Source organism: Xenorhabdus miraniensis (assembly GCF_002632615.1).
Map to the genome: position 1 here is coordinate 22,227 of NZ_NITZ01000001.1, position 21,741 is coordinate 43,967.

At 44.1% G+C, this 21,741-nt stretch carries 17 protein-coding genes; 15 read left to right on the plus strand and 2 right to left on the minus strand.

The genetic code is table 11. The features are described 5' to 3' along the window. Positions 1-20: 20 nt before the first annotated feature. Positions 21-248: an MbtH family protein gene (locus tag Xmir_RS00060; RefSeq protein WP_099112471.1), complete on the minus strand. Its 228-nt coding sequence runs from the start codon at positions 246-248 to the stop codon at positions 21-23. 47 nt (positions 249-295) lie between these two features. Next, positions 296-1,639, minus strand: coding sequence for an enterochelin esterase (fes, locus tag Xmir_RS00065; RefSeq protein ID WP_167385919.1), 1,344 nt, complete (start codon positions 1,637-1,639; stop codon positions 296-298). 317 nt (positions 1,640-1,956) lie between these two features. Here fes and Xmir_RS00070 point away from each other — a divergent pair, with 317 nt between their 5' ends. The 15 genes from Xmir_RS00070 (at position 1,957) to Xmir_RS00145 (ending at position 21,200) form a co-directional block, all read left to right on the plus strand. Next, the gene (locus tag Xmir_RS00070) at positions 1,957-4,170 is read left to right on the plus strand and encodes a TonB-dependent siderophore receptor (protein WP_099112472.1); all 2,214 of its coding nucleotides are present in this window, start codon (positions 1,957-1,959) and stop codon (positions 4,168-4,170) included. A gap of 222 nt (positions 4,171-4,392) precedes the next feature. Beyond that, entirely contained in the window at positions 4,393-5,583 is a 1,191-nt protein-coding gene (locus Xmir_RS00080) for an isochorismate synthase (protein ID WP_099112474.1), read from the plus strand. Then, positions 5,580-7,217: a (2,3-dihydroxybenzoyl)adenylate synthase gene (locus Xmir_RS00085; RefSeq protein ID WP_099112475.1), complete on the plus strand. Its 1,638-nt coding sequence runs from the start codon at positions 5,580-5,582 to the stop codon at positions 7,215-7,217. The genes Xmir_RS00080 and Xmir_RS00085 overlap by 4 nt, the downstream gene beginning before the upstream one ends. Positions 7,218-7,236: 19 nt before the next feature. Further along, positions 7,237-8,115, plus strand: coding sequence for an isochorismatase family protein (locus Xmir_RS00090; protein WP_099112476.1), 879 nt, complete (start codon positions 7,237-7,239; stop codon positions 8,113-8,115). Next, positions 8,112-8,885 carry a 2,3-dihydro-2,3-dihydroxybenzoate dehydrogenase gene (dhbA, locus tag Xmir_RS00095; RefSeq protein WP_099112477.1) on the plus strand — a complete coding sequence of 258 codons (774 nt, stop codon included), beginning with the start codon at positions 8,112-8,114 and terminating at the stop codon, positions 8,883-8,885. The genes Xmir_RS00090 and dhbA overlap by 4 nt, the downstream gene beginning before the upstream one ends. 208 nt (positions 8,886-9,093) lie before the next feature. Continuing rightward, a complete protein-coding gene (prfC, locus tag Xmir_RS00100) occupies positions 9,094-10,683 on the plus strand; it encodes a peptide chain release factor 3 (RefSeq protein WP_099112478.1) in 1,590 nt (529 codons plus the stop codon). 192 nt (positions 10,684-10,875) lie between these two features. Further along, positions 10,876-11,277 carry a BON domain-containing protein gene (locus Xmir_RS00105; protein WP_099112479.1) on the plus strand — a complete coding sequence of 134 codons (402 nt, stop codon included), beginning with the start codon at positions 10,876-10,878 and terminating at the stop codon, positions 11,275-11,277. Positions 11,278-11,602: 325 nt separating this feature from the next. Further along, entirely contained in the window at positions 11,603-12,727 is a 1,125-nt protein-coding gene (locus Xmir_RS00110) for a patatin-like phospholipase family protein (protein WP_099112480.1), read from the plus strand. After that, positions 12,728-13,498: a TatD family hydrolase gene (locus Xmir_RS00115; protein WP_099112481.1), complete on the plus strand. Its 771-nt coding sequence runs from the start codon at positions 12,728-12,730 to the stop codon at positions 13,496-13,498. A 351-nt stretch (positions 13,499-13,849) separates the two neighbouring features. After that, positions 13,850-15,115, plus strand: coding sequence for a NupC/NupG family nucleoside CNT transporter (locus tag Xmir_RS00120; RefSeq protein WP_208620373.1), 1,266 nt, complete (start codon positions 13,850-13,852; stop codon positions 15,113-15,115). A 500-nt stretch (positions 15,116-15,615) separates the two neighbouring features. Then, positions 15,616-16,395, plus strand: a complete 780-nt coding sequence (gene deoC, locus Xmir_RS00125) for a deoxyribose-phosphate aldolase (RefSeq protein ID WP_099112483.1) — start codon at positions 15,616-15,618, stop codon at positions 16,393-16,395. A 90-nt stretch (positions 16,396-16,485) separates the two neighbouring features. Further along, positions 16,486-17,841, plus strand: a complete 1,356-nt coding sequence (gene deoA / locus Xmir_RS00130) for a thymidine phosphorylase (RefSeq protein WP_099112484.1) — start codon at positions 16,486-16,488, stop codon at positions 17,839-17,841. 77 nt (positions 17,842-17,918) lie between these two features. After that, positions 17,919-19,142, plus strand: coding sequence for a phosphopentomutase (gene deoB / locus Xmir_RS00135; RefSeq protein WP_099112485.1), 1,224 nt, complete (start codon positions 17,919-17,921; stop codon positions 19,140-19,142). A 70-nt stretch (positions 19,143-19,212) separates the two neighbouring features. After that, on the plus strand, positions 19,213-19,929 hold the full coding sequence (deoD, locus tag Xmir_RS00140; RefSeq protein ID WP_099112486.1) for a purine-nucleoside phosphorylase: 717 nt from the start codon (positions 19,213-19,215) through the stop codon (positions 19,927-19,929). Positions 19,930-20,657: 728 nt separating this feature from the next. After that, positions 20,658-21,200, plus strand: a complete 543-nt coding sequence (locus tag Xmir_RS00145; RefSeq protein WP_099112487.1) for a fimbrial protein — start codon at positions 20,658-20,660, stop codon at positions 21,198-21,200. The last annotated feature ends 541 nt before the right edge of the window (positions 21,201-21,741 follow it).

Below are 21,741 nucleotides of genomic sequence, written 5' to 3' on the forward strand. Positions count from 1 at the left end.
GCATGATTAATTTGATTTATCTATGGGCTTACGCAGAATGGTTTACGCAGACAGGCTGGACGCATATCGATCCAGTGCTCTTCTATGTATGCGATACAAGCCGCCCGTGAATCAGGGCCGATAACCCGTTCCCAGCCAGCGGGTTGTGTGGCAAAGGTTGGCCAAAGGCTATATTGTTGTTGATCATTTATCAGCACATAAAAAGTCGCTTCGTCATCATCAAAAGGGTTCTTTTGTTCCAGATTCATCGTTGGTTCTCAATTATATTGGGGATTTGAACAATCGGTTTACTGCATCACTTTTCAGCCAGTAACCAACTAAGGCCATCAATTAACCCACCGCGCCAGCACAACGCATCATGCCCACCGTTAAACACGCGATAATTCACACGGTGCCCTGCCCCTTGCAGCGCGGCATACATTTGATCATTAACAAAATGGATATCTGCTTCGCGGGAACCCGCTTCCTGAAAGACGTTCAATGATGAGGGGGGCACTTTTTGTTCAAGAACTTGTTGTGTCAACCAGCCGGGTTTATGGTCCGCAGATGGCATAAACTGTCGGACAATTCTGCTATCGGGCCACCAGAAAGAACCGGATTGCGTGAGGACACAGCCAAAGCGTTGCGGCCAGTGGAGAGCCGCATAGAGCGCGGCCAGCCCACCGTAACTCTGTCCTGCGATAACGGTTTGTTCAGGATCATCACTGAAAACCGTATGCTGTGCGGCCAGCGGTAATAGTTCATCCTGAATCGCTTGCCAAAAATCAGGGTTGCAGGGAAGCTCCTGCTCCCGGTGAGGCATATCGATAACATCAATCAGAAGCCAGACTGCACCGGGTATTTGCTGTTGTTCGGTCGCCATGTCAATCGCCGGAAAAATCGGCATTTTCTCCAGCCAGGTTAACCCATCCAGCAGAATGATAAGAGGGCGTGGGTGCCCTGTTTCTTCCCCTATCTCTTCTCCTGTAGCGTAAAGCCAGACACGTCTTTGATTGTTGAGGCGGTCACTATTCCAATGCAAAAGCAAAGGTTCATGTTTACCTGGCTGCGTAGCAGGGTCTGGCTTTATTCCCACGCCTTCCCATGCAGTCTGTTCAGTTGCATGAGGCATATGAATTGCGGATAAAGGCAAACCAAGCCCATTATGGTGATGATGCTGGAGGTTCAAAGGATCTGGAGTGGATAACGGAAAGAGTGAAATCCACCATTCACGTTGTTGCTGGTTGCGTGGCTTGGGTTCATCAGGCTTGAGTTCATCAGGTTTGGGTTCATCAAAAAAGTCGGGGGGAAAATGGGCATCCGTGACCGGTATAAATCGATAACTTCCTCTCCAGTCATCTTCAAGGCTCACTGACCAATACCAGATATCCGTTTCTGGCAATCGTTGCAAACTCTGTGGATCTGGGCGGTGGTGATCCGTAATACCATTGATGTCAATGTAGACTCTGCGAAGATCTGAGTTTTGTTCATTGCCATTAGGATCCCGCCAAAAGAATGTTGTCTGAACCTGATGATTTGTTGGAACCTCTATGATGGGCGTTCCCAAAACAGCAATATTTTTCCACCATAATTCACTGCCAACATGAGGTGCAGATAACAAATCATCTGCCGTGCCTGATGGCTGAAATACTAACTTCATCCCCTTATCCCTCTCAAAAAGATTCGCTCACACGATTCGTTCACACATAACATTCATACCTGATACATCGGAGCCAATAACACTCACAAAGGAAAAAATCACCGCCGCAAGAATGATATTGATAACGATTTTCATTTGCAATATCATTCGTATTATTTATTGGTTGTAGCGACTGGCTGGCAGAATTCATGGAGCAATATCAGGGGTAATGTGGCAGGAAACCTCACAATTCCGCTTGGTCATAATGGGATAATTTCAATTAATTAATTGATTTTTAATATTTATTTTTAATAAGTCTATTTTGAGAGATGAAATCCATGGTACTGCTTATCAAGAATCAAACGGTAAAAACTGCAATAAAAATAAAGGAAAAACATAACTATAATAAGTTACCCTTAATATTGACCTCCACTTTGCTGTTATCCCCTTATGCTGTAGCAAACCCTGGAACTACCAGCGACAAAAAAGAAGACATCATCACCGTCACAAGCACCAGTCAAAGCAACTCAGTAAAACATTTTGTAGAATCAGACAGCACCGCTGGCACCAAAAGCACCACTCCCCTGATTAAAACTCCCCAATCAATCAGCGTCGTCAACCGCACACAGATGGAAGCACAAGGTGCCATGACGGTGGCTGACGCTCTGAATTATTCAAGTGGTGTTGTGACTAATTACCGGGGCTCTTCCAACCGCAACGACGAAGTGATTACACGTGGCTTCCGTTATGCCCCTAAATTTCTCGATGGATTGAGTTATGGTACGAACAGTTCAAGCGGCACTGTGGGTCAGATAGATCCTTGGTTATTAGAACGTGTGGAGTTGGTACACGGGCCGGCATCCGTGCTGTATGGTCAGGTCAGCCCTGGGGGATTGATTAATATGACCAGCAAAAGGCCAACTGCTCAGCCCATCCATAAAGTACAGATGAAAGCAGGTAATCAGAGCCTTGGGGAAATAGCGTTTGATTTCGGTGGCGCGTTGAGTGATGACATGTCCGTTCTCTATCGTTTGAATGGTATTCTCAGCACGCAAAAACAATTCGTTAAAGGTTATAAAAAAGAGCGGGTTGCCATCGCGCCGGCGCTGACATGGATACCCAACAATAATACAACCTTTACGTTATTGACCAGTTATCAGTACGATCCCAAAGCGGGATACCGCAACTTCTATCCTAAAGACGGCACGGTAACTCCCGTACCCAATGCAGGTTATATCCCCTACAATATGAATTTCAGTGACCCTTCTTTTAATCAGGCCAGACGGGAACAGCTCTCTATCGGCTACATTCTTGAGCATGACATTAATGATGTCTTCTCTTTCCAACAAAACTTGCGTTATTCGCAATCAGATGAACGCTATAAATATCTCGTTCTTGCATCAGATCACAATCGCCCCATCATTACGCGTTTTCCACAGCGCGATCATAACAAATCTCAAGGAATAAGCATGGATAACCAACTGAAAGTGCTTTTTTCAGTGGGTAACATTGAACATAACATCATCAGTGGGATCGATTATAAGTGGGTAAATAGTCACAATAAATTTTGGCGTGACTGGGATGAAAACGGCAAATACCATTTTGATTGGTCAAACCCGGTTTGGGGCATGCCTGTCGATGAAAAAGGGCTGTCTCTCAACAGAAATGAGAAAAAGAGACTTCATCAGTTAGGTGTTTACTTACAGGATCAACTGAGTTGGGAAAACTGGAATTTAGTTCTGTCAGGGCGTTATGACTGGACTGAAACCAAGCAACAAAACATTATGAGGGGCACATCAACAACACAAAAAGACCGTGCTTTTACAGGACGTGCGGGGTTATTGTATGCCTTTGATAACGGCATTTCGCCTTATATCAGTTACAGCACCTCGTTTGAGCCTAATCTGGATCAAGGTAAACCCGGCACCCCGGCTTTCAAACCCACAACCGGTGAACAAACTGAAATCGGTATCAAGTTCCAGCCAAAAGATCACAATACCCTGTTAACGCTTTCTCTGTTCGATATCACCCAGAAAAACGTGACCAGCCGTAACCCAGTCACTCGTTTTAGCGAACAAATTGGCAAAATCGGCTCAAAAGGGGCAGAAGCTGAAATTCACTCTCAAATCACACCAGAAATCAATCTGACAGCAAGCTATACCTATACCGATACCAAAACCAAAGACGATCACAATACTTCACGTATCGGCAAAAGAGTGCCTTCAATTCCTGAACATGCGGCTTCTGCATGGGGAAGTTATACCTTCACACAAACTGCGCTGAAAGGATTTACATTAGGAGCAGGCGTACGTTATACCGGCTCTACTTCCGGTGATTATTCAGAAACCTTCCACGTCAAGCCTTATACCCTCTATGACCTTATGGCGAAATACGATCTTGGCGAAGCCTCTCCTCAGTTAAAAGGCGCGAATATACGACTGAATGTAAACAATCTGGCCAATAAACATTACGTCGCTTCGTGCTCGAATGCAGGAGCCTGCTTCTATGGCAGCGGACGCAGCATCTTTGCCACTGTGGAATATAGCTGGTAAAGCAAAATTCACTTACCTCAGTGGCAAAAAAGCCGCCATCGCAAAAGCAACGTGATGACTCAGCTTTTCTGCCATTGGGAATGAGATTTCAAGTCGCAGCACAGCCGCAAAAGGATGAATCTTTATCCACATCTTATTTTGTGGTTGGAGTGAGTGATCACAGAAGACAACGCGGCGACTCGAACGATAAAAGCTATAAAAAATAATTAATAGGGAAACATCGTGCTTAAGTTAACTGCTGAATATCCCACATCCCAACAATCGGATTTTAATTGTGATGATTTTGTGTTTCTGTCTTCAAATAAGAGCCTGCATGCACACGGATGTTTTACCAAAATAACAACACCTGCCAATCATCATGATGATATTGATAATCCATTACAGGATCATCTTTCTCAATTATTCCGTCAGGCTGAACTTGCAGGAATTAAAAACCCGATTGCAGTGGGTGCTATTCCTTTTGATAAACAACAACCTTCTGCTCTCTATATCCCTTATGAATATCGTTGGCTTGAACGAGACACCTTACGTTTTTCCACCCCGTTTTCTACACCACAGTTGCCATTACAGCAGGGCCATTTATGGCCCGAAAAAGCAGAATTTTGCCAACTAGTTTCTCAAGCTCTTGAGGCCATACACCATGGCCGGATTGATAAGGTTGTCCTTTCACGTTTATTTGACCTTGAATTTGAGCAGAAACCTGATTCTATCCAGCTGTTTAGGCAGCTTAATGCCCAGAATCCCTATAGCTATAACTTCCATCTTCCATTGGGTAACAAGACGCTCATCGGTGCCAGCCCGGAACTTCTGCTACGCAAACAGGGTAATGCCATTATTTCTCAACCGCTGGCGGGTTCGTCACGCAGAAGCCGCAATATCGCAGAAGATAATGCTTTGCGGCAATCGTTGCTGTATTCAGCTAAAGACCACCATGAACATCAATTAGTGATTAATGCAATACGAGCCGCACTTGCTGAACACTGTACTGAACTGCTGATCCCTGATTCACCTTCAATATTCAGTACCCCGTTACTCTGGCATCTCGCAACAGAAATACGCAGTGAATTACGCAACAAACACATTGATGCCCTCTCCGTTGCCTGTTTACTTCACCCGACACCCGCACTTTGTGGATCACCAAGAAAGCAAGCCTACGAGCTTATTGCCCAACTCGAACCTTTCGAACGCAGCTATTTTGGTGGCATCGTCGGTTGGTGTGACGCCAAAGGCAATGGCGAATGGGTGGTTGCCATTCGCTGTGGTGAGTTATTCGAAAATCATATTCGGCTCTTTGCCGGAGCAGGCATCGTTGCTGACTCTCAACCCGATGCCGAATGGCAGGAAACGGGGGTAAAACTCGGCACTATGCTACAGGCTCTGGGATTATCTGCCAGTAAGGAACATGTGTTATGAATATTGAGTTCAATCGCTGGCCCGAAGCATTGTCACAACATTATCGTCAACGTGGCTACTGGGTTGATCTTCCCCTTGATGACATACTCAGCCGTCAGGCCGGCAACGAAAATACCGCGCTGATTTGCACAAATCGGCAATATGGATATAGCCAATATAGTTATCAACAACTCAATCAACTGGCAGATAATTTGGCTGCATCTCTCAAATGCCGTGGTGTCCAGCGGGGGCAAACCGCATTAGTGCAATTGGGGAACATTGCAGAATTTTATATCACCTTTTTTGCCCTGCTGCGTTTAGGCGTCGTGCCGGTTAACGCCCTGTTTAACCACCAGCGCAGTGAGTTACTGGCTTATGCCGAACAGATCAAGCCAGCACTTCTGATCGCCGATCGCAATCATTCACTGTTTTTTGATAATACGTTTATTCATGATCTGCATACCCGTTATCCTTCATTGGCAAATGTATTCCTGCGAGGAGATAACGATAGCCCGATAGATTTAACCGCACTGATTAGTGAAGAAGCAGACAATTTTACCGCAACGCCGACTCCGGCAGATGAAGTCGCTTTCTTCCAGCTATCGGGTGGCAGTACCGGCATTCCAAAACTGATCCCTCGCACTCACAACGATTACTACTACAGCATTCGTGCCAGCGTTGATATCTGCCATTTTAATGCCCAAACACGCTATTTATGCGCCCTTCCTGCCGCCCATAATTACCCGATGAGTTCACCGGGAGCGTTAGGGGTTTTTTATGCGGGAGGTCAGGTAATTATGGCCAGTGATCCCAGCCCATCAAGTTGTTTTCCATTGATTGAACAATATCAGGTTAATGTGGCTGCTTTAGTGCCTCCTGCGGTAAGCCTGTGGCTGGAAGCCATCGCACTGACAGGTGATAAATCACCACTTGCAAGCTTGAGGTTATTGCAGGTGGGAGGCGCTCGCCTGAGTGAATCGCTGGCACAAAGAATCCCCTCAGAACTGGGTTGTCAACTACAACAGGTCTTTGGCATGGCCGAAGGATTGGTTAACTACACACGACTGGGTGATGACGAACACACTATTTTCACCACTCAAGGCCGCCCGATCAGTGATGATGATGAGGTATGGGTCTCTGACTGTTTAGGGAATCCTCTTCCTCACGGCGTTCCCGGTCTGCTGATGACACGCGGGCCCTATACTTTCCGCGGATACTATCAAAGTCATCAACATAACAGTCAAGTATTTGATGAAAATGGTTTTTATTGTTCAGGTGATATCGTTATTCAAACAGAACAAGGTTATCTAAAAGTTGTAGGCAGGGAAAAAGATCAAATTAACCGTGGCGGCGAAAAGATTGCAGCAGAGGAAATTGAAAATTTACTGTTACGCCATCCACTCGTGCTTCATGCCGCATTGATCGCCATCCCTGATTCACTGATGGGTGAAAAAAGTTGTGCCTATATCGTTACCCGCGAAGAGGTCAAGTCCGCCCTATTGCGCCGTTTTTTACGTGAGCAAGGCATCGCTGATTACAAACTTCCTGACCGCTTTGAAAATGTTCCATCCCTGCCTATGACACCTGTCGGAAAAATCGATAAACAGAAATTACGCCAAATCGCACACAGCACGTTGAACCACGCAGCACATTAACGTATCACAGAGGTACAAAATGAGTATTCCAACACTGAATGATTATTTTCTCCCCACAACTCAAGAACTACCGACCAATAAAGTGAATTGGCCACTTGATGGCAAGCGTGCCGCGCTACTTATCCATGACATGCAAAATTATTTCCTCAGTTTCTGGCAGGCTGACAGTTTGCTGGTGAAACAGGTTATCAATAATATCGTGCTGCTAAAAAGCAAGTGCAAGAAACAGGGAATACCCGTTTTTTACACAGCCCAACCGAATCATCAGAGCGATGCAGAGCGTGGGTTGCTGAATGATATGTGGGGGGCGGGATTAAATCAGCATCCAGAACAGCACAGCATCACTGACGCATTGATACCTGAAAGCGATGATATCGTGTTAACAAAATGGCGTTACAGCGCCTTTCAACGCTCTGATTTTGAACAACAATTGAAAGAACTGGGTCGCGATCAATTAATTATCAGTGGAATTTATGCTCATATTGGCTGCATGACAACAGCCACGGATGCCTTTATGCGTGATATCCAGCCTTTTTTTGTTGCTGATGCACTGGCAGATTTTAGCCACGATGAGCACATCATGGCATTACGTTATATTGCGGGTCGCTGTGGTCGTGTATTGACGACAGAAACACTGCTCAATGAAATATCCCCGCAATCTGAATGGACTCGCGAACGCCTCCGCGCTGAGATTTTGCCGCTATTGGATGATGACTGTGGTGATATTGATGATCATGAAAACATGCTGGATTACGGTCTCGACTCTGTAAAAATCATGTCGTTGGTCACTCGCTGGAACCATGAAAATCATAATATTACTTTTATCTCACTTGTGAAAACCCCAACGCTGGCAAACTGGCTCGCCCTGCTGACTGAGAGAGAAGAATTCAGACAATGAACATAACTTTCGATTTCAGCGGTAAGCATGTTTGGGTGACAGGAGCAGGACGCGGCATCGGTTATCACATTGCAAGCCGGTTCCGTCAGGCTGGAGCGAAAGTGATCGGATTGGATCTGGCATTTCCCGATTCTGACCTTCCTTTTACTGCCCATCAGTTAGATGTCAGTGATCCTGTCGCTGTCAGCCAGTTTTGCCGTAAACGGCTCAAGGCAGAGCCTCACTTGGATATATTAGTCAATGGTGCCGGCATCCTGCGGACAGGACGAACAGAAACACTGAGTTGGGAAGATTGGCAACAATGTTTCAACGTCAATGTCGGTGGCGCTTTTAACCTCTTTCAAGCCGTGATCCCTCAATTTCAACGACAACGCAGTGGAAACATCGTTTCTGTCTGTTCTAACGCCGCTCATGTTCCACGGATTGGAATGTCAGCTTACGGTGCTTCCAAAGCCGCGATGCGCAGCTTGTGCCAAAGTGTCGGGCTTGAATTGGCACCTTACGGTGTGCGTTGTAATCTGGTTTCTCCCGGCTCCACGGACACCCCCATGCTACAAAGTATGTGGCAAAACGATCCACAACAAGGTGCTGTATTCAGGCAAAACCTCATTGAGGGTTTTCCTGACACATTTAAGTTAGGTATTCCTTTGAAAAAAATTGCGTTACCGAAAGAAATTGCGGATACCGTTCTTTTTCTTGCATCAGATCTCGCCAGCCATATCACGATGCAGGATATCGTTGTTGATGGTGGGGCAACTTTGGGGAGTTGAGTAAACAGGCAGGCCATTCAAGAATGCCCGCCCGCATTGGGCGGCGGATTTTGCTAATGAGGGCGATAATCATTGGTTGTTTATAACGCCAAGTTCAGCCAAAATAAGCGCCAATCACGATTAACACGACGGATTTGAAGGTGAAGTGCCAGCAGGAGGCGCTTCCCAAATGACATTAATCCGCATATAGACTAGAAGATCCCAATTGATGGCAAATTCCCCATTTCTGCAAGAAGTTGCGAAACGGCGCACCTTTGCAATAATTTCTCACCCCGATGCGGGTAAGACGACTATTACCGAAAAAGTATTACTGTTCGGACAGGCTATCCAGAAAGCGGGGACGGTAAAGGGCCGAGGTTCTAACCAACACGCAAAATCAGACTGGATGGAAATGGAAAAACAGCGTGGTATTTCCATTACCACTTCTGTGATGCAGTTTCCTTATAGCGATTGTCTGGTTAACTTGCTGGATACCCCGGGCCACGAAGACTTCTCCGAAGATACTTACCGTACTTTGACCGCCGTTGACTGTTGTTTAATGGTGATTGATGCTGCGAAAGGGGTTGAAGATCGTACCCGCAAGTTGATGGAAGTGACCCGTCTGCGTGATACGCCAATCCTGACATTCATGAACAAGCTCGACCGTGATATTCGTGATCCGATGGAGCTGATGGATGAAGTGGAAAATGAGCTGAACATCGCATGTAGCCCGATTACATGGCCGATCGGCTGTGGTAAGTCTTTCAAAGGGGTCTATCATCTTTACCTTGATGAAACTTACCTGTACCAATCTGGTCAAGGCCACACTATTCAGGCAGTCCGTGCTATCAAGGGATTGGACAATCCTGAGCTGGACGCTGCGGTAGGTGAAGAGCTGGCGAATCAATTGCGCGAAGAGCTGGAACTGGTCAAAGGTGCATCTCATGAGTTTGATCAGGATGCCTTTTTACAAGGTGAACTCACGCCGGTCTTTTTTGGTACTGCGTTGGGTAACTTTGGTGTCGATCATATGTTGGATGGTCTTGTTGAATGGGCGCCAACTCCAATGCCTCGACGGTCTGATGCACGTGAAGTGACAGCCAGTGAAGAGAAATTCACCGGTTTTGTCTTCAAAATTCAGGCTAACATGGATCCTAAACACCGCGACCGCGTGGCATTTTTGCGGGTTGTTTCCGGTAAATATGAAAAAGGCATGAAACTGCGCCAAGTCCGCATCAAGAAAGATGTCGTCATTTCTGATGCACTGACTTTTATGGCAGGAGATCGCTCCCATGTTGAGCATGCTTATCCGGGAGATATTATCGGCTTGCACAATCATGGCACAATCCAGATTGGTGATACCTTTACCCAGGGCGAAGAACTGAAATTTACCGGTATTCCTAACTTTGCGCCAGAATTGTTCCGTCGTATCCGTCTGCGTGATCCGCTGAAACAGAAGCAATTACTGAAAGGTCTGGTTCAATTATCAGAAGAAGGAGCGGTTCAGGTTTTCCGCCCACTGGCCAATAACGATTTGATCGTTGGGGCGGTAGGTGTGCTCCAGTTTGATGTTGTTGTTGCCCGTTTGAAGAGTGAATACAACGTTGAAGCACTGTATGAACCGGTTAACGTTTCTACGGCTCGTTGGGTCGAGTGCAATGATGTGAAGAAATTAGAAGAGTTCAAACGTAAGAATGAAATGAACTTGGCACTCGATGGTGGTGATAACTTATCTTACATTGCGCCAACAATGGTTAACTTAAACCTGACCAGTGAACGCTATCCTGATGTTGCTTTCCGTAAGACACGGGAACACTAATCTTTCTTTTGAGCCAACTATCCTGTTGGCTCTTTCTATTTTATTCATATCCCCTACCTTTTTCTTAAGTTAAAGAATAATTCTCTGATTTAATGAAAATATACGTTATTTTTTGTAAATCCCATTTTATCAGCACAGTCTAGTTGACATACTGTTGGTAACGATTCTAGCTTAAATTAAAAAGGTGGTAGGATGAAAAATATCAAGTTGGTACATTCACTACTGGCTGTTGTTCTAGGCTCGGTACTGATCAGTGGTAGTGCTCTGGCTGCCGAAACCTCTCCGGGAAAAACCGTAGAGAGTACAGGGCAGAAAATTGATCGCTCAATAGAAAATACAGGAAAGAAAATAGATAATTCCATGCAGCACGCCGATGTTTATTTGGACGATAGCGCCATTACGGCAAAAGTGAAAGGGAAATTGCTGGAACATAAGGGTATAAACAGTAATGACATTTCGGTGAAAACGGAAAAAGGTGTTGTTTACCTTTCAGGTTTTGTCAAAAACAAACATCAGGCAGCAAAAATAGCCAAAATTGTTCATGGAGTGAAAGGTGTTAAATCCGTGAAAAGCACGATAGAGATCAAAGAATAACGGATATATACCCAATGGATTTCAAGATGAAGGGTATAAAACAGTCACTGAAATTGTGAATAGAGTGGTGGTAATAAGCCACTCTTTTTACTTCTTTTCCTCAAATAAAATCCTATTAAATTGCGAGATTATCTCATAAGAATACTATTCACTGGCTGTATTTAGGTAACTTGCTAAGCTAATATTTATTTATCTATTGATGCTTTATTCTTAATCTTTTAACCAAACCATTACAAGTTGAGTTGTTTAAGCAACAATATCTTGATAGATATTTAGCATAAATGTGTGAGTCCATAGGGTTCATTGTTTTTAGAGGAGGAGAAGAGTGGGGAAACATATTCCAATAACGCTGGGTAATATAGAACCATTAGCTTATAACTCCCAGATTAAGCCAGGGAAAATTGCCCTTGTTTGTGAAGGTGGCGGTCAACGAGGTATTTTTACCGCAGGTGTTTTGGATGAATTTCTCCGGCTTAATTTTAATCCCTTTGAATTATTTATTGGGACATCTGCGGGAGCACAAAACCTCTCTGCCTATATTTGTGGTCAACCGGGCTATGCCCGTAGAGTGATCAATCGTTATACTACAGATCCCGCCTTTTTTAACCCTCTTCGTTTTGTTCGTGGTGGGCACTTGATCGATCTCGATTGGTATATTGATACTATCTCTGAGCAGTTACCACTTAATATTTCTGCGGCAATGCGTCAATTTGATGCCGGACGCGAATTCTATATGTGTGCCTGTCGCGCTGATGATTTTAAAGCAGATTATTTGCATCCTGATGATAAAAACTGGATGAACATTGTGAAAGCCTCCAGTGCTATTCCCGGTTTTTATCGTAATGGTGTGACACTTGGTGATGTTATTTACCAAGATGGTGGTATTAGCGATGCGATACCTGTGCAAGAAGCCTATCGCCGTGGTGCAGATACGATTGTTGTTATCCGGACAGTACCTTCACAACTGTATTATACGCCTCAATGGCTCAAGCGTATGGAGCGTTGGCTGGAAACCAGCAGTTTGCAAAAAATGGTGAAAATGCTCAATCTCCATGCGCAGAGTTACCTCCGGACACAGAAATTTATCGAGAATCCACCGGATGATGTACAAATTTTTGAAATTTATCCACCTGCCCCCCTGTCTGCTATGGCATTGGGAAGCCGAATCAGCGCATTAAATCAGGATTATCATTTAGGAAGGCGCTGTGGGCGGTATTTTTTGGCAACGATCGGGCATACATTTGTGGGTGGAAAATTTGGTCACGCAGAGCGTAAGAGTTATGGCGTGTGCCGCAGTGGTTTAAACGCTGATGGCATCAATCGTAATTGCTTCCGGCGCAACCATTTTCTGAATCATGCCAATCACTCAATAGTAGAGAATCTTGTACCTGATGTGATTGATAATGCACAGGCAACAGAGTCGATTATCGTGGATAGTCTGGATAAGTAGATGTTTATTGATACGCACTGCCATTTTGATTTTCCTCCTTTTGCAGGTAATGAAACAACAAGTCTGGAACAAGCCAAACAAGTGGGCGTGGGAAAAATTATCGTGCCTTCGGTGAGCCAAATGAATTTCCAGAGAATTGCCACGCTGGCAGAGACTTATCCCTCAATCTATGCTGCTTTTGGCTTACATCCACTCTATATTCGTGAACATCAAAACGTGCATCTGGATGAGTTGGAGCGACAGCTACAGAAGAAAAGTGCCAAATGTGTGGCGGTAGGTGAGATTGGTCTGGATCTTTATATGCCGGAGCCACAGTTTGAAAAACAAAAAAATGTGTTGGAAGAGCAAATAAAGCTAGCCAGGCAATATGATTTGCCTGTGATACTTCATTCCAGAAAAAGCCACGACCAATTAGCGGTAATCTTGCGGAAATATAATTTGCCACGCACAGGGGTGATTCATGGTTTTGCAGGGAGTCTGTCCCAGGCTCAGGCTTTTATTCGTTTGGGGTTTTACATTGGTGTTGGAGGAACGATTACTTACGAAAGGGCACAAAAGACACGTAATACCATTTCGCAATTGCCGCTGTCATCTCTGGTATTGGAAACAGACGCACCTGACATGCCACTATCAGGATTTCAGGGACAGCCAAATCGGCCAGAAAGAGTCGCACAGGTTTTTTCAATATTGTGTGAATTACGCCGAGAATCTCCAGATGAAATTGTCAACCAAATTTATCAGAATAGTGTAGCATTATTTACATTGAGTTAACTTTAATCAACAAAATGGTAAAAATTCTTCAATCGTAGAAATGTACAACGCGTTTCAGACAAACATTAATAATATTTAACTTATATTCCCTGCCTATTTATTCTTTATTTTATCCTTTTCTCCATAAGATTATCTAACTCCACCGAAATTAGGTGGTTTTATGTGATGAATCTCTCATTTTGAGTTTTTATATTACTTTTTGCGGTATTAATTTGTGATGTTAGTTGCTTGTTCCTTTTGGGGACTAGGTATAATCGGCGCACACACAATGTCAGTAGGAATTTAAGAATAGCTGACATATTTTTTTTATTATTCATTCAGTGAACAGGGATTCTTCCAATGCAACTCCTTATGAGCCTGATCGGGATGGTAGTGCTGATTTTTATCGCAGTACTCTTTTCCAGTAACTATCGAGCCATTAAAATCCGTACCGTCCTAGGCGCCTTTTTGATTCAGGTTGTTATTGGGGCGTTTGTACTTTACGTACCGGCTGGCAAAGACATTCTGCAAGGAATATCACAAGGCGTTTCCAACGTGATTGGATACGGTCAGAAAGGAACAGATTTTATTTTTGGCGGACTGGTTTCCGACAAAATGTTCGAACTGTTCGGCGGCGGCGGCTTTGTTTTTGCTTTGCGTGTTCTGCCTGTCATCGTGTTCTTCTCCTCACTCATCGCGGTTCTCTATTACATGGGCATTATGCAGCTCATCATCAAAATATTGGGTGGTGGTTTGCAGAAAGTGTTGGGAACATCACGGACTGAATCTCTGTCTGCCACTGCGAATATTTTCGTAGGTCAAACAGAAGCGCCTTTGGTTGTCCGCCCTTATATTGCGACCATGACTCAATCTGAGTTGTTTGCTGTTATGTGTGGTGGTTTGGCTTCTGTAGCGGGTTCAGTATTGGCAGGATATGCGTCCATGGGCGTTCCATTGGAATACTTGATTGCCGCTTCATTCATGGCTGCACCGGGCGGTTTGCTGTTTGCGAAACTGATGGTGCCGGAAACAGAACAAACTCACGATACGGCTGATGCGATGTCACTGGTATCGGTGGAAGATCGCCCTGCAAATATCATCGATGCTGCCGCATCCGGTGCAGCATCAGGTATGCAACTGGCTCTGAACGTCGGCGCAATGTTGCTGGCATTCACTGCATTGATTGCTTTGCTGAACGGTATCTTAGGTGGCATCGGCGGTTGGTTTGATTATCCTCAATTATCCATGGAACTGGTTCTGGGCTGGGTTTTTGCTCCAATTGCCTATCTGATTGGTGTTCCGTGGCATGAAGCGACTATCGCGGGTTCTTTCATTGGACAGAAGATAGTCGTCAATGAATTCGTCGCATTCATGAACTTTGGTGAATACCTGAAGGCAGATGATGTGGTTCAGGCAGCCGGTCTGCAAGTGCTTTCTGACCATACTAAAGCCATTATTGCCTTTGCTCTGTGCGGATTCGCGAACTTGTCTTCTGTTGCTATTCTGTTGGGTGGCTTGGGCGGTATGGCACCAAACCGTCGCGGTGATATTGCCCGTTTCGGCCTGAAAGCGGTACTGGCTGGTTCACTCTCTAACTTAATGAGTGCAACAATTGCCGGATTTTTCCTCGCATTATAAGACGCAGGAAATAGTAAGACGCAGGGAATAGTAAAACGCAGGGAATAGTAAACGCAGGGAAACGCGTATCAAATTGAATGCAGGTGAGATATCTCACCTGCTTTTGTTTTTCCTGGGATTATTAAATATGATTTAATTCACATTAAAATGTTTATGGTTGCAAATTGTATTTTGTTAATGTGATTTTCAGCACTAATTATTGATCATTTACATGTTCAAATAATGATACGCAAAGACTTTATGGACGAAGCTGATACCCGTAAGGTTATGCAGGCTGAAGAGAGCTAAGTGCAGAAAGATTGCACAAAAAATAGTGCGGAGAGAAGGAACTCTATTGTTGTTGTCATCTATTATTATGATAGCAACATCTTCAAGGAACCAAGTCCGCTCGCCAACAAACGAATGTGTTAATGGTTAATGATAACCGTTCGTTCAAAATAATCGTACAAAAGAATATGTGAACTGATTCAGTCACGATAATAATACCGTTGGAGAGTTTTATGACCGATTTAACCGCCGCCGCTCAGCGTGCGCTGAGTCTGATGGATTTAACTACACTTAATGATGACGATACAGATGAAAAAGTGACGGCACTTTGTCGTCAGGCAAACAGCCCTGCCGGACATACGGCCGCCGTCTGTATCTACCCACGTTTTATTCCCGTGGCGCGCAAGGTATTGCGTGAGCAGGGAACCCCCGAAATTCGCATTGCCACGGTGACTAACTTCCCACACGGCAATGATGATATTGATATTGCACTGGCCGAAACCCGCGCAGCCATCGCTTATGGTGCTGATGAAGTGGATGTTGTTTTCCCTTACCGTGCATTGATGGCAGGTAATGAACAGATTGGTTTTGATCTGGTGAAAGCCTGTAAAACAGCCTGTGCAGAATCAGGCATCTGGCTGAAAGTCATTATTGAAACCGGTGAATTAAAAGAAGCGGATCTGATTCACAAGGCATCTGAAATTTCAATTAAAGCAGGTGCGGATTTTATCAAAACCTCAACAGGTAAAGTTCCCGTCAATGCGACACTGGAAAGTGCTGAAATTATGCTGAGTGTGATCCGTGATATGGGCGTCGGCGATACCGTTGGCTTTAAACCTGCGGGTGGTGTGCGTACTGCTGAAGAAGCGGCGCAGTATCTGGCACTGGCCGAACGTATCATGGGAGACAAATGGGTTGATTCCCGCCATTTCCGTTTTGGTGCCTCCAGCTTGTTGGGTAATTTGCTGACCACACTTGGACATCAGGGACACAAGCAGAGCAGTAGTTATTGAGAGCAATAATGACTCATTAAATACACGTTAAGATTAAAGTGATGTGTATTACTGCCATTCTTTTCAGATAATAATGATTGGGAGGTAGCTTTGTTTCTGGCACAGGAAATTATTCGCAAAAAACGTGATGGTCATCCATTGAGTGAAGAAGAAATACGCTTCTTCATTAATGGCGTCCGTGATAACACGGTTTCTGAAGGGCAGATTGCTGCTCTGGCAATGACCATCTATTTCCATGATATGACAATGGAAGAACGGGTTGCTTTGACATTGGCAATGCGTGATTCTGGTACAGTTTTAGATTGGAAAACCCTGAACTTACCCGGGCCGATTGTCGATAAACATTCAACAGGCGGTGTGGGCGATGTCACTTCCCTGATGCTTGGCCCTATGGTGGCAGCCTGTGGAGGATATGTACCGATGATCTCCGGGCGAGGCTTGGGGCATACCGGAGGAACGCTGGATAAATTAGAATCTATTCCCGGCTTTGACATCTTTCCAGATGAACAACGTTTCCGTAGCATTATTCAGGATGTTGGCGTCGCTATTGTAGGACAGACCAGCTCATTGGCACCTGCGGATAAACGTTTTTATGCGACGCGTGATATCACAGCAACCGTTGATTCTATTCCTTTGATTACTGCATCGATCTTGGGTAAAAAGCTGGCTGAAGGATTGGATGCGTTGGTTATGGATGTGAAAGTTGGTTCCGGGGCATTTATGCCGACTTATGAACAATCAGAACGTCTGGCAGAGTCTATCGTCGGAGTAGCCAATGGTGCGGGGTGCAAAACAACCGCATTATTGACGGATATGAATCAGGTTCTGGCATCCAGTGCCGGTAATGCGTTGGAAGTTCGTGAAGCTGTCTGGTTTCTGACAGGCGAGTACCGTAATCCCCGGCTATTTGAAGTCACGATGGCGCTGTCTGCTGAAATGCTGGTTTCAGGCAATTTGGCCGCCGATCGTGATGATGCGCGTCGTAAGTTACAGGCCGCACTGGACAGTGGCAAAGCGGCTGAAATATTTGGCCGCATGGTGGCAGCACAGAAAGGGCCAACGGATTTTATTGAAAATTACGCCCGTTACCTGCCGACTGCGGGATTCAGCAAGCCAGTACTGGCCGGGCAGAATGGAATCATTGCAAAAATGGATACCCGAGCGTTGGGAATGTCTGTTGTTGCATTGGGAGGAGGCCGTCGTAAGGCGACCGACCCTATAAATTACAGTGTGGGGTTAAGTGATATCGTTGCGCTGGGGACAAAAGTCAATGCAGATACCCCTTTGGCGATGATTCATGCCAATAGCGAAAATGCCTGGCATGAAGCCGCAGAAACCGTGCGTAATGCCTTTGTTTTTGAAGAAATGGATTTTGAAGAAACGGTTTTTGAAAAAACTGAAACAAAAGCCGCCACACCGATGGTTTACCGTCATATTAGTGGATAAACCACACAAGATTGAAAATCGATTTTAATAGCTGGCAGTTTCCGCATTGATAGCGTGAATTGACGCAGGAGAAAATTATGAAACGTACATTCATCATGGTATTAGATTCCTTTGGCATCGGTGCAAGTGCTGACGCTGAAAAGTTTGGTGACAAAGGATCTAACACTTTAGGCCATATCGCAGAACAATGTGCTCGTGGTGAGGCTGATATTGGTCGTAAAGGGCCATTGCACCTGCCTAACCTCAGCCGTCTGGGATTGGGTAAGGCGACGGAAGAATCCTGTGGAACCTTTCCGATTGGTCTGGATAAAGATGCCGAAATTATTGGTGCTTATGGTTACGCGAGTGAACTTTCTTCTGGTAAAGACACGCCATCAGGCCACTGGGAAATTGCAGGCGTTCCGGTTCTGTTTGACTGGGGTTACTTCCATGACCAAGAAAACAGTTTCCCACCGGAATTACTGGATAAACTGGTTGAGCGCGCTAACTTGCCGGGTTATCTGGGGAACTGCCACTCTTCTGGTACCGTGATTCTGGATAACCTGGGTGAAGAGCACATGAAAACCGGTAAACCGATTTTCTATACCTCTGCGGATTCTGTTTTCCAGATTGCTTGCCATGAAGAGACCTTTGGCTTGGATCGCCTGTATGAGTTGTGTGAAATTGCCCGTGAAGAGCTGAATATTGGCGAATATAATATTGGGCGCGTTATTGCCCGCCCATTTGTGGGTGATAAAACAGGGAATTTCCAGCGTACCGGCAATCGCCATGACTTGGCGGTCGAACCACCAGCGCCAACCATCCTGAAAAAACTGGTTGATGAAAAGCAGGGTGAAGTGGTTTCCATCGGTAAAATTGCCGATATTTACGCGAACGTGGGCATCACTAAAAAGGTTAAAGCAACAGGAATTGATGCCCTGTTTGATGCTTCACTGATTGAAATGGAGCAGGCAGGGGATAACACCATCGTATTTACCAACTTTGTTGATTTTGACTCTTCTTACGGCCACCGCCGTGATGTTGCGGGTTATGCGGCTGCATTGGAATTGTTTGATCGTCGTCTGCCAGAAATGCTGAAATTGGTTAAAGAAGATGACATTCTGATTTTTACTGCCGACCACGGTTGTGACCCGACTTGGGCGGGATCTGATCACACGCGTGAGCATATCCCGGTTCTGGTTTACGGACCTAACGTTAAAACAGGTTCATTAGGGCATCGTGAAACATTTGCCGACATTGGTCAGACCGTGGCGAAATATTTCGACCTGACGCCAATGGATTACGGTAAAGCGATGTTTTAATTTTTTGGAGGCCATGGGCCTCCTCATTTTCACTTATTTTGATACGTAATAAAAACAAGGAAATAAACTTATGGCTACCCCACATATTAATGCTGAGATGGGCGATTTTGCTGATGTTGTTTTGATGCCAGGTGATCCACTGCGTGCAAAATACATTGCTGAAACTTTTCTGGAAGATGTTCGTCAGGTTAATAACGTTCGCGGTATGCTTGGCTTCACCGGGACTTATAAAGGCCGCCGCATCTCTGTTATGGGTCACGGCATGGGCATCCCATCTTGCTCTATCTATGCCAAAGAACTGATCACTGAATTCGGTGTTAAAAAAATCATCCGTATCGGCTCCTGTGGTGCTGTCAGTGAAGATGTCAAAATCCGTGATATTGTGATTGGCATGGGGGCATGTACCGATTCCAAAGTTAACCGCTTGCGTTTTAAAGATCACGACTTCGCAGCGATTGCTGATTTTGATCTGGTTCGCAATGCGGTTGATGCTGCCAAGGCGAAGAATATCAATGCTCGTGTAGGTAACATTTTCTCTGCTGATCTGTTTTATACGCCAGATCCTCAGATGTTTGATGTCATGGAAAAATACGGCATTCTGGGTGTTGAAATGGAAGCAGCAGGTATTTACGGTGTTGCTGCTGAGTTTGGTGCAAAAGCACTGGCGATCTGTACTGTTTCTGACCATATTCGTACAGGCGAACAAACAACAGCTGAAGAACGTCAAAATACATTTAACGACATGATTGAGATTGCACTTGAATCCATTTTGTTAGGTGATAATTAAAAAAACGTAAATAATTTTACCGTTTTATCAGAAATAAATAAGCCCTTTCCAATAATGGAAAGGGCTTTTTATTTCTAAAATATATTTTCCCTTTTCCTATTTTGTTAATGATAGGTTAGGCAGATTCATTTAATAGTTATTTTATTCCACAACAAATTGGCTAAAAAATGAATGAAGAGAAGAAATTTAATAAATTTAAAGTGGCGTTTTTTTAAATTATACCATTGATTGATAATTAGCTTGATAACTATGCTTCCCAGATAAATGTTTTGTGTTTATTTTGGCTTAATCAATAGGGTTGATAATAAAATCTAAATATTATGGTTATGTCGAGATAATAAAACCCCCCTGCTTTTCAGAAAGATAAATTAGAGCAATAAAGCAACGCCAATTAAGATACTAAATTACTAAACATCGCTCGATATAACTCAGGGGAATAATCCAAAATAAAAAAATTATTAGTAAAATATACTACTCATTATGCGTACTTTTTTATAAAAACTCATATTTCATATGATGTTAAGGCACATAACCAGTTTTATCGGCTGAAATTTGACTTAAGACTTATTCTGTAGAATGATATTGTCAGTTTGGTTTATTTTGACCAGTTATGATTTCTGTCAAAAAACTAAATAATCATTCGCCTAAGTGTCAGAAATTAATTTCTGTACTTCGGCTTCCTTTTGGCTATCAGAATCTATTTTACAATTAAAGGCATAAGTTAAATTATGAAACTTAACAAATTGGCGATGGTTTTAGGTTTGGGTGTGGCTTTAACTGCTGGCGCGGCAAATGCAGCACCTACTCAAGGTAACGGTACAGTCAAATTCAATGGTTCTATTATTAATTCAGTGTGTTCAATCAAAAATAATAATCTTGAAGTTGAAATGGGCCAAGTGAGCAACGTTGTTCTGAAAGATGGTGGTCACTCAGCTTCTGTACCTTTCAAGATTGAACTACAAGGTTGTGAGCTTGGCGTTAAAAAAGGCGTAACCACAACGTTCACCGGCCCAGAAGCTGACGGTAATATCAAAGGCTTGTTGGCTATTGAAGGTGGTGCAGAAGGTGCTGGTATCATGATTACTAATCATGGCAACAAGCATATTCCTCTGGGCCAGGCATCTGACTTGGTATCTCTGCAAGATGGCGACAATAACCTGAATTTCGCTGCTCGCCTGAAAGGGTTGCAGGGTGGCACTGAAGGTAAAGACATTACAGTGAAAACAGGTAACTTTACTGCTATCGCAAACTTCACTTTGAACTACCTGTAATATTCCGAACTGACAGGTAATTTTTATTAGTTGAATATCAGGAAACCAATCGCGATTTCTATTATGAGTTTCCTGATGATACTTTCAGGGTATTTCTTGGATATCACATGTTAGCAGTATGGTATTACAATATTCTGTAACGGGATCGGCTTTATTGATATAAATCAATATTACGAATCATTGAGTAAGCAGAATGTGCCATTAACGAAATTAACCCTATATGAGGTAAATTGAAATACCCTTTTTTGTTTATTTAAACTACGGTGTTCTCTATTGGCTGTATTAGGAAAATAATTTTTTTCCACTCGAAATTAATTTTTGATGGCATACCGATGGCGACATGTTTTCTCTATTCCCCGCAGTACGGTTAATCCAGTAAAGCATAAACAGAGAACGTAACTATTACGGATATAAGCAGGACATGTGGCTACTTCTGCAACCTCAGTATTGGTCATATTCCTCAATTTAGAACGATGAATTTTAATGATGCCATGTGGTTGGTGAGAACTCCTACACACTGACAGATTTGGCAGTATCAAAC

Bases quoted from the DNA above. Each gene is read 5' to 3' on its own strand.
- Xmir_RS00060 (WP_099112471.1), bottom strand. From the start codon at position 248: ATGAATCTGGAACAAAAGAACCCTTTTGATGATGACGAAGCGACTTTT.
- fes (WP_167385919.1), bottom strand. From the start codon at position 1,639: ATGAAGTTAGTATTTCAGCCATCAGGCACGGCAGATGATTTGTTATCT.
- Xmir_RS00070 (WP_099112472.1), top strand. From the start codon at position 1,957: ATGGTACTGCTTATCAAGAATCAAACGGTAAAAACTGCAATAAAAATA.
- Xmir_RS00085 (WP_099112475.1), top strand. From the start codon at position 5,580: ATGAATATTGAGTTCAATCGCTGGCCCGAAGCATTGTCACAACATTAT.
- Xmir_RS00090 (WP_099112476.1), top strand. From the start codon at position 7,237: ATGAGTATTCCAACACTGAATGATTATTTTCTCCCCACAACTCAAGAA.
- dhbA (WP_099112477.1), top strand. From the start codon at position 8,112: ATGAACATAACTTTCGATTTCAGCGGTAAGCATGTTTGGGTGACAGGA.
- prfC (WP_099112478.1), top strand. From the start codon at position 9,094: ATGGCAAATTCCCCATTTCTGCAAGAAGTTGCGAAACGGCGCACCTTT.
- Xmir_RS00105 (WP_099112479.1), top strand. From the start codon at position 10,876: ATGAAAAATATCAAGTTGGTACATTCACTACTGGCTGTTGTTCTAGGC.
- Xmir_RS00115 (WP_099112481.1), top strand. From the start codon at position 12,728: ATGTTTATTGATACGCACTGCCATTTTGATTTTCCTCCTTTTGCAGGT.
- Xmir_RS00120 (WP_208620373.1), top strand. From the start codon at position 13,850: ATGAGCCTGATCGGGATGGTAGTGCTGATTTTTATCGCAGTACTCTTT.
- deoC (WP_099112483.1), top strand. From the start codon at position 15,616: ATGACCGATTTAACCGCCGCCGCTCAGCGTGCGCTGAGTCTGATGGAT.
- deoB (WP_099112485.1), top strand. From the start codon at position 17,919: ATGAAACGTACATTCATCATGGTATTAGATTCCTTTGGCATCGGTGCA.
- deoD (WP_099112486.1), top strand. From the start codon at position 19,213: ATGGCTACCCCACATATTAATGCTGAGATGGGCGATTTTGCTGATGTT.
- Xmir_RS00145 (WP_099112487.1), top strand. From the start codon at position 20,658: ATGAAACTTAACAAATTGGCGATGGTTTTAGGTTTGGGTGTGGCTTTA.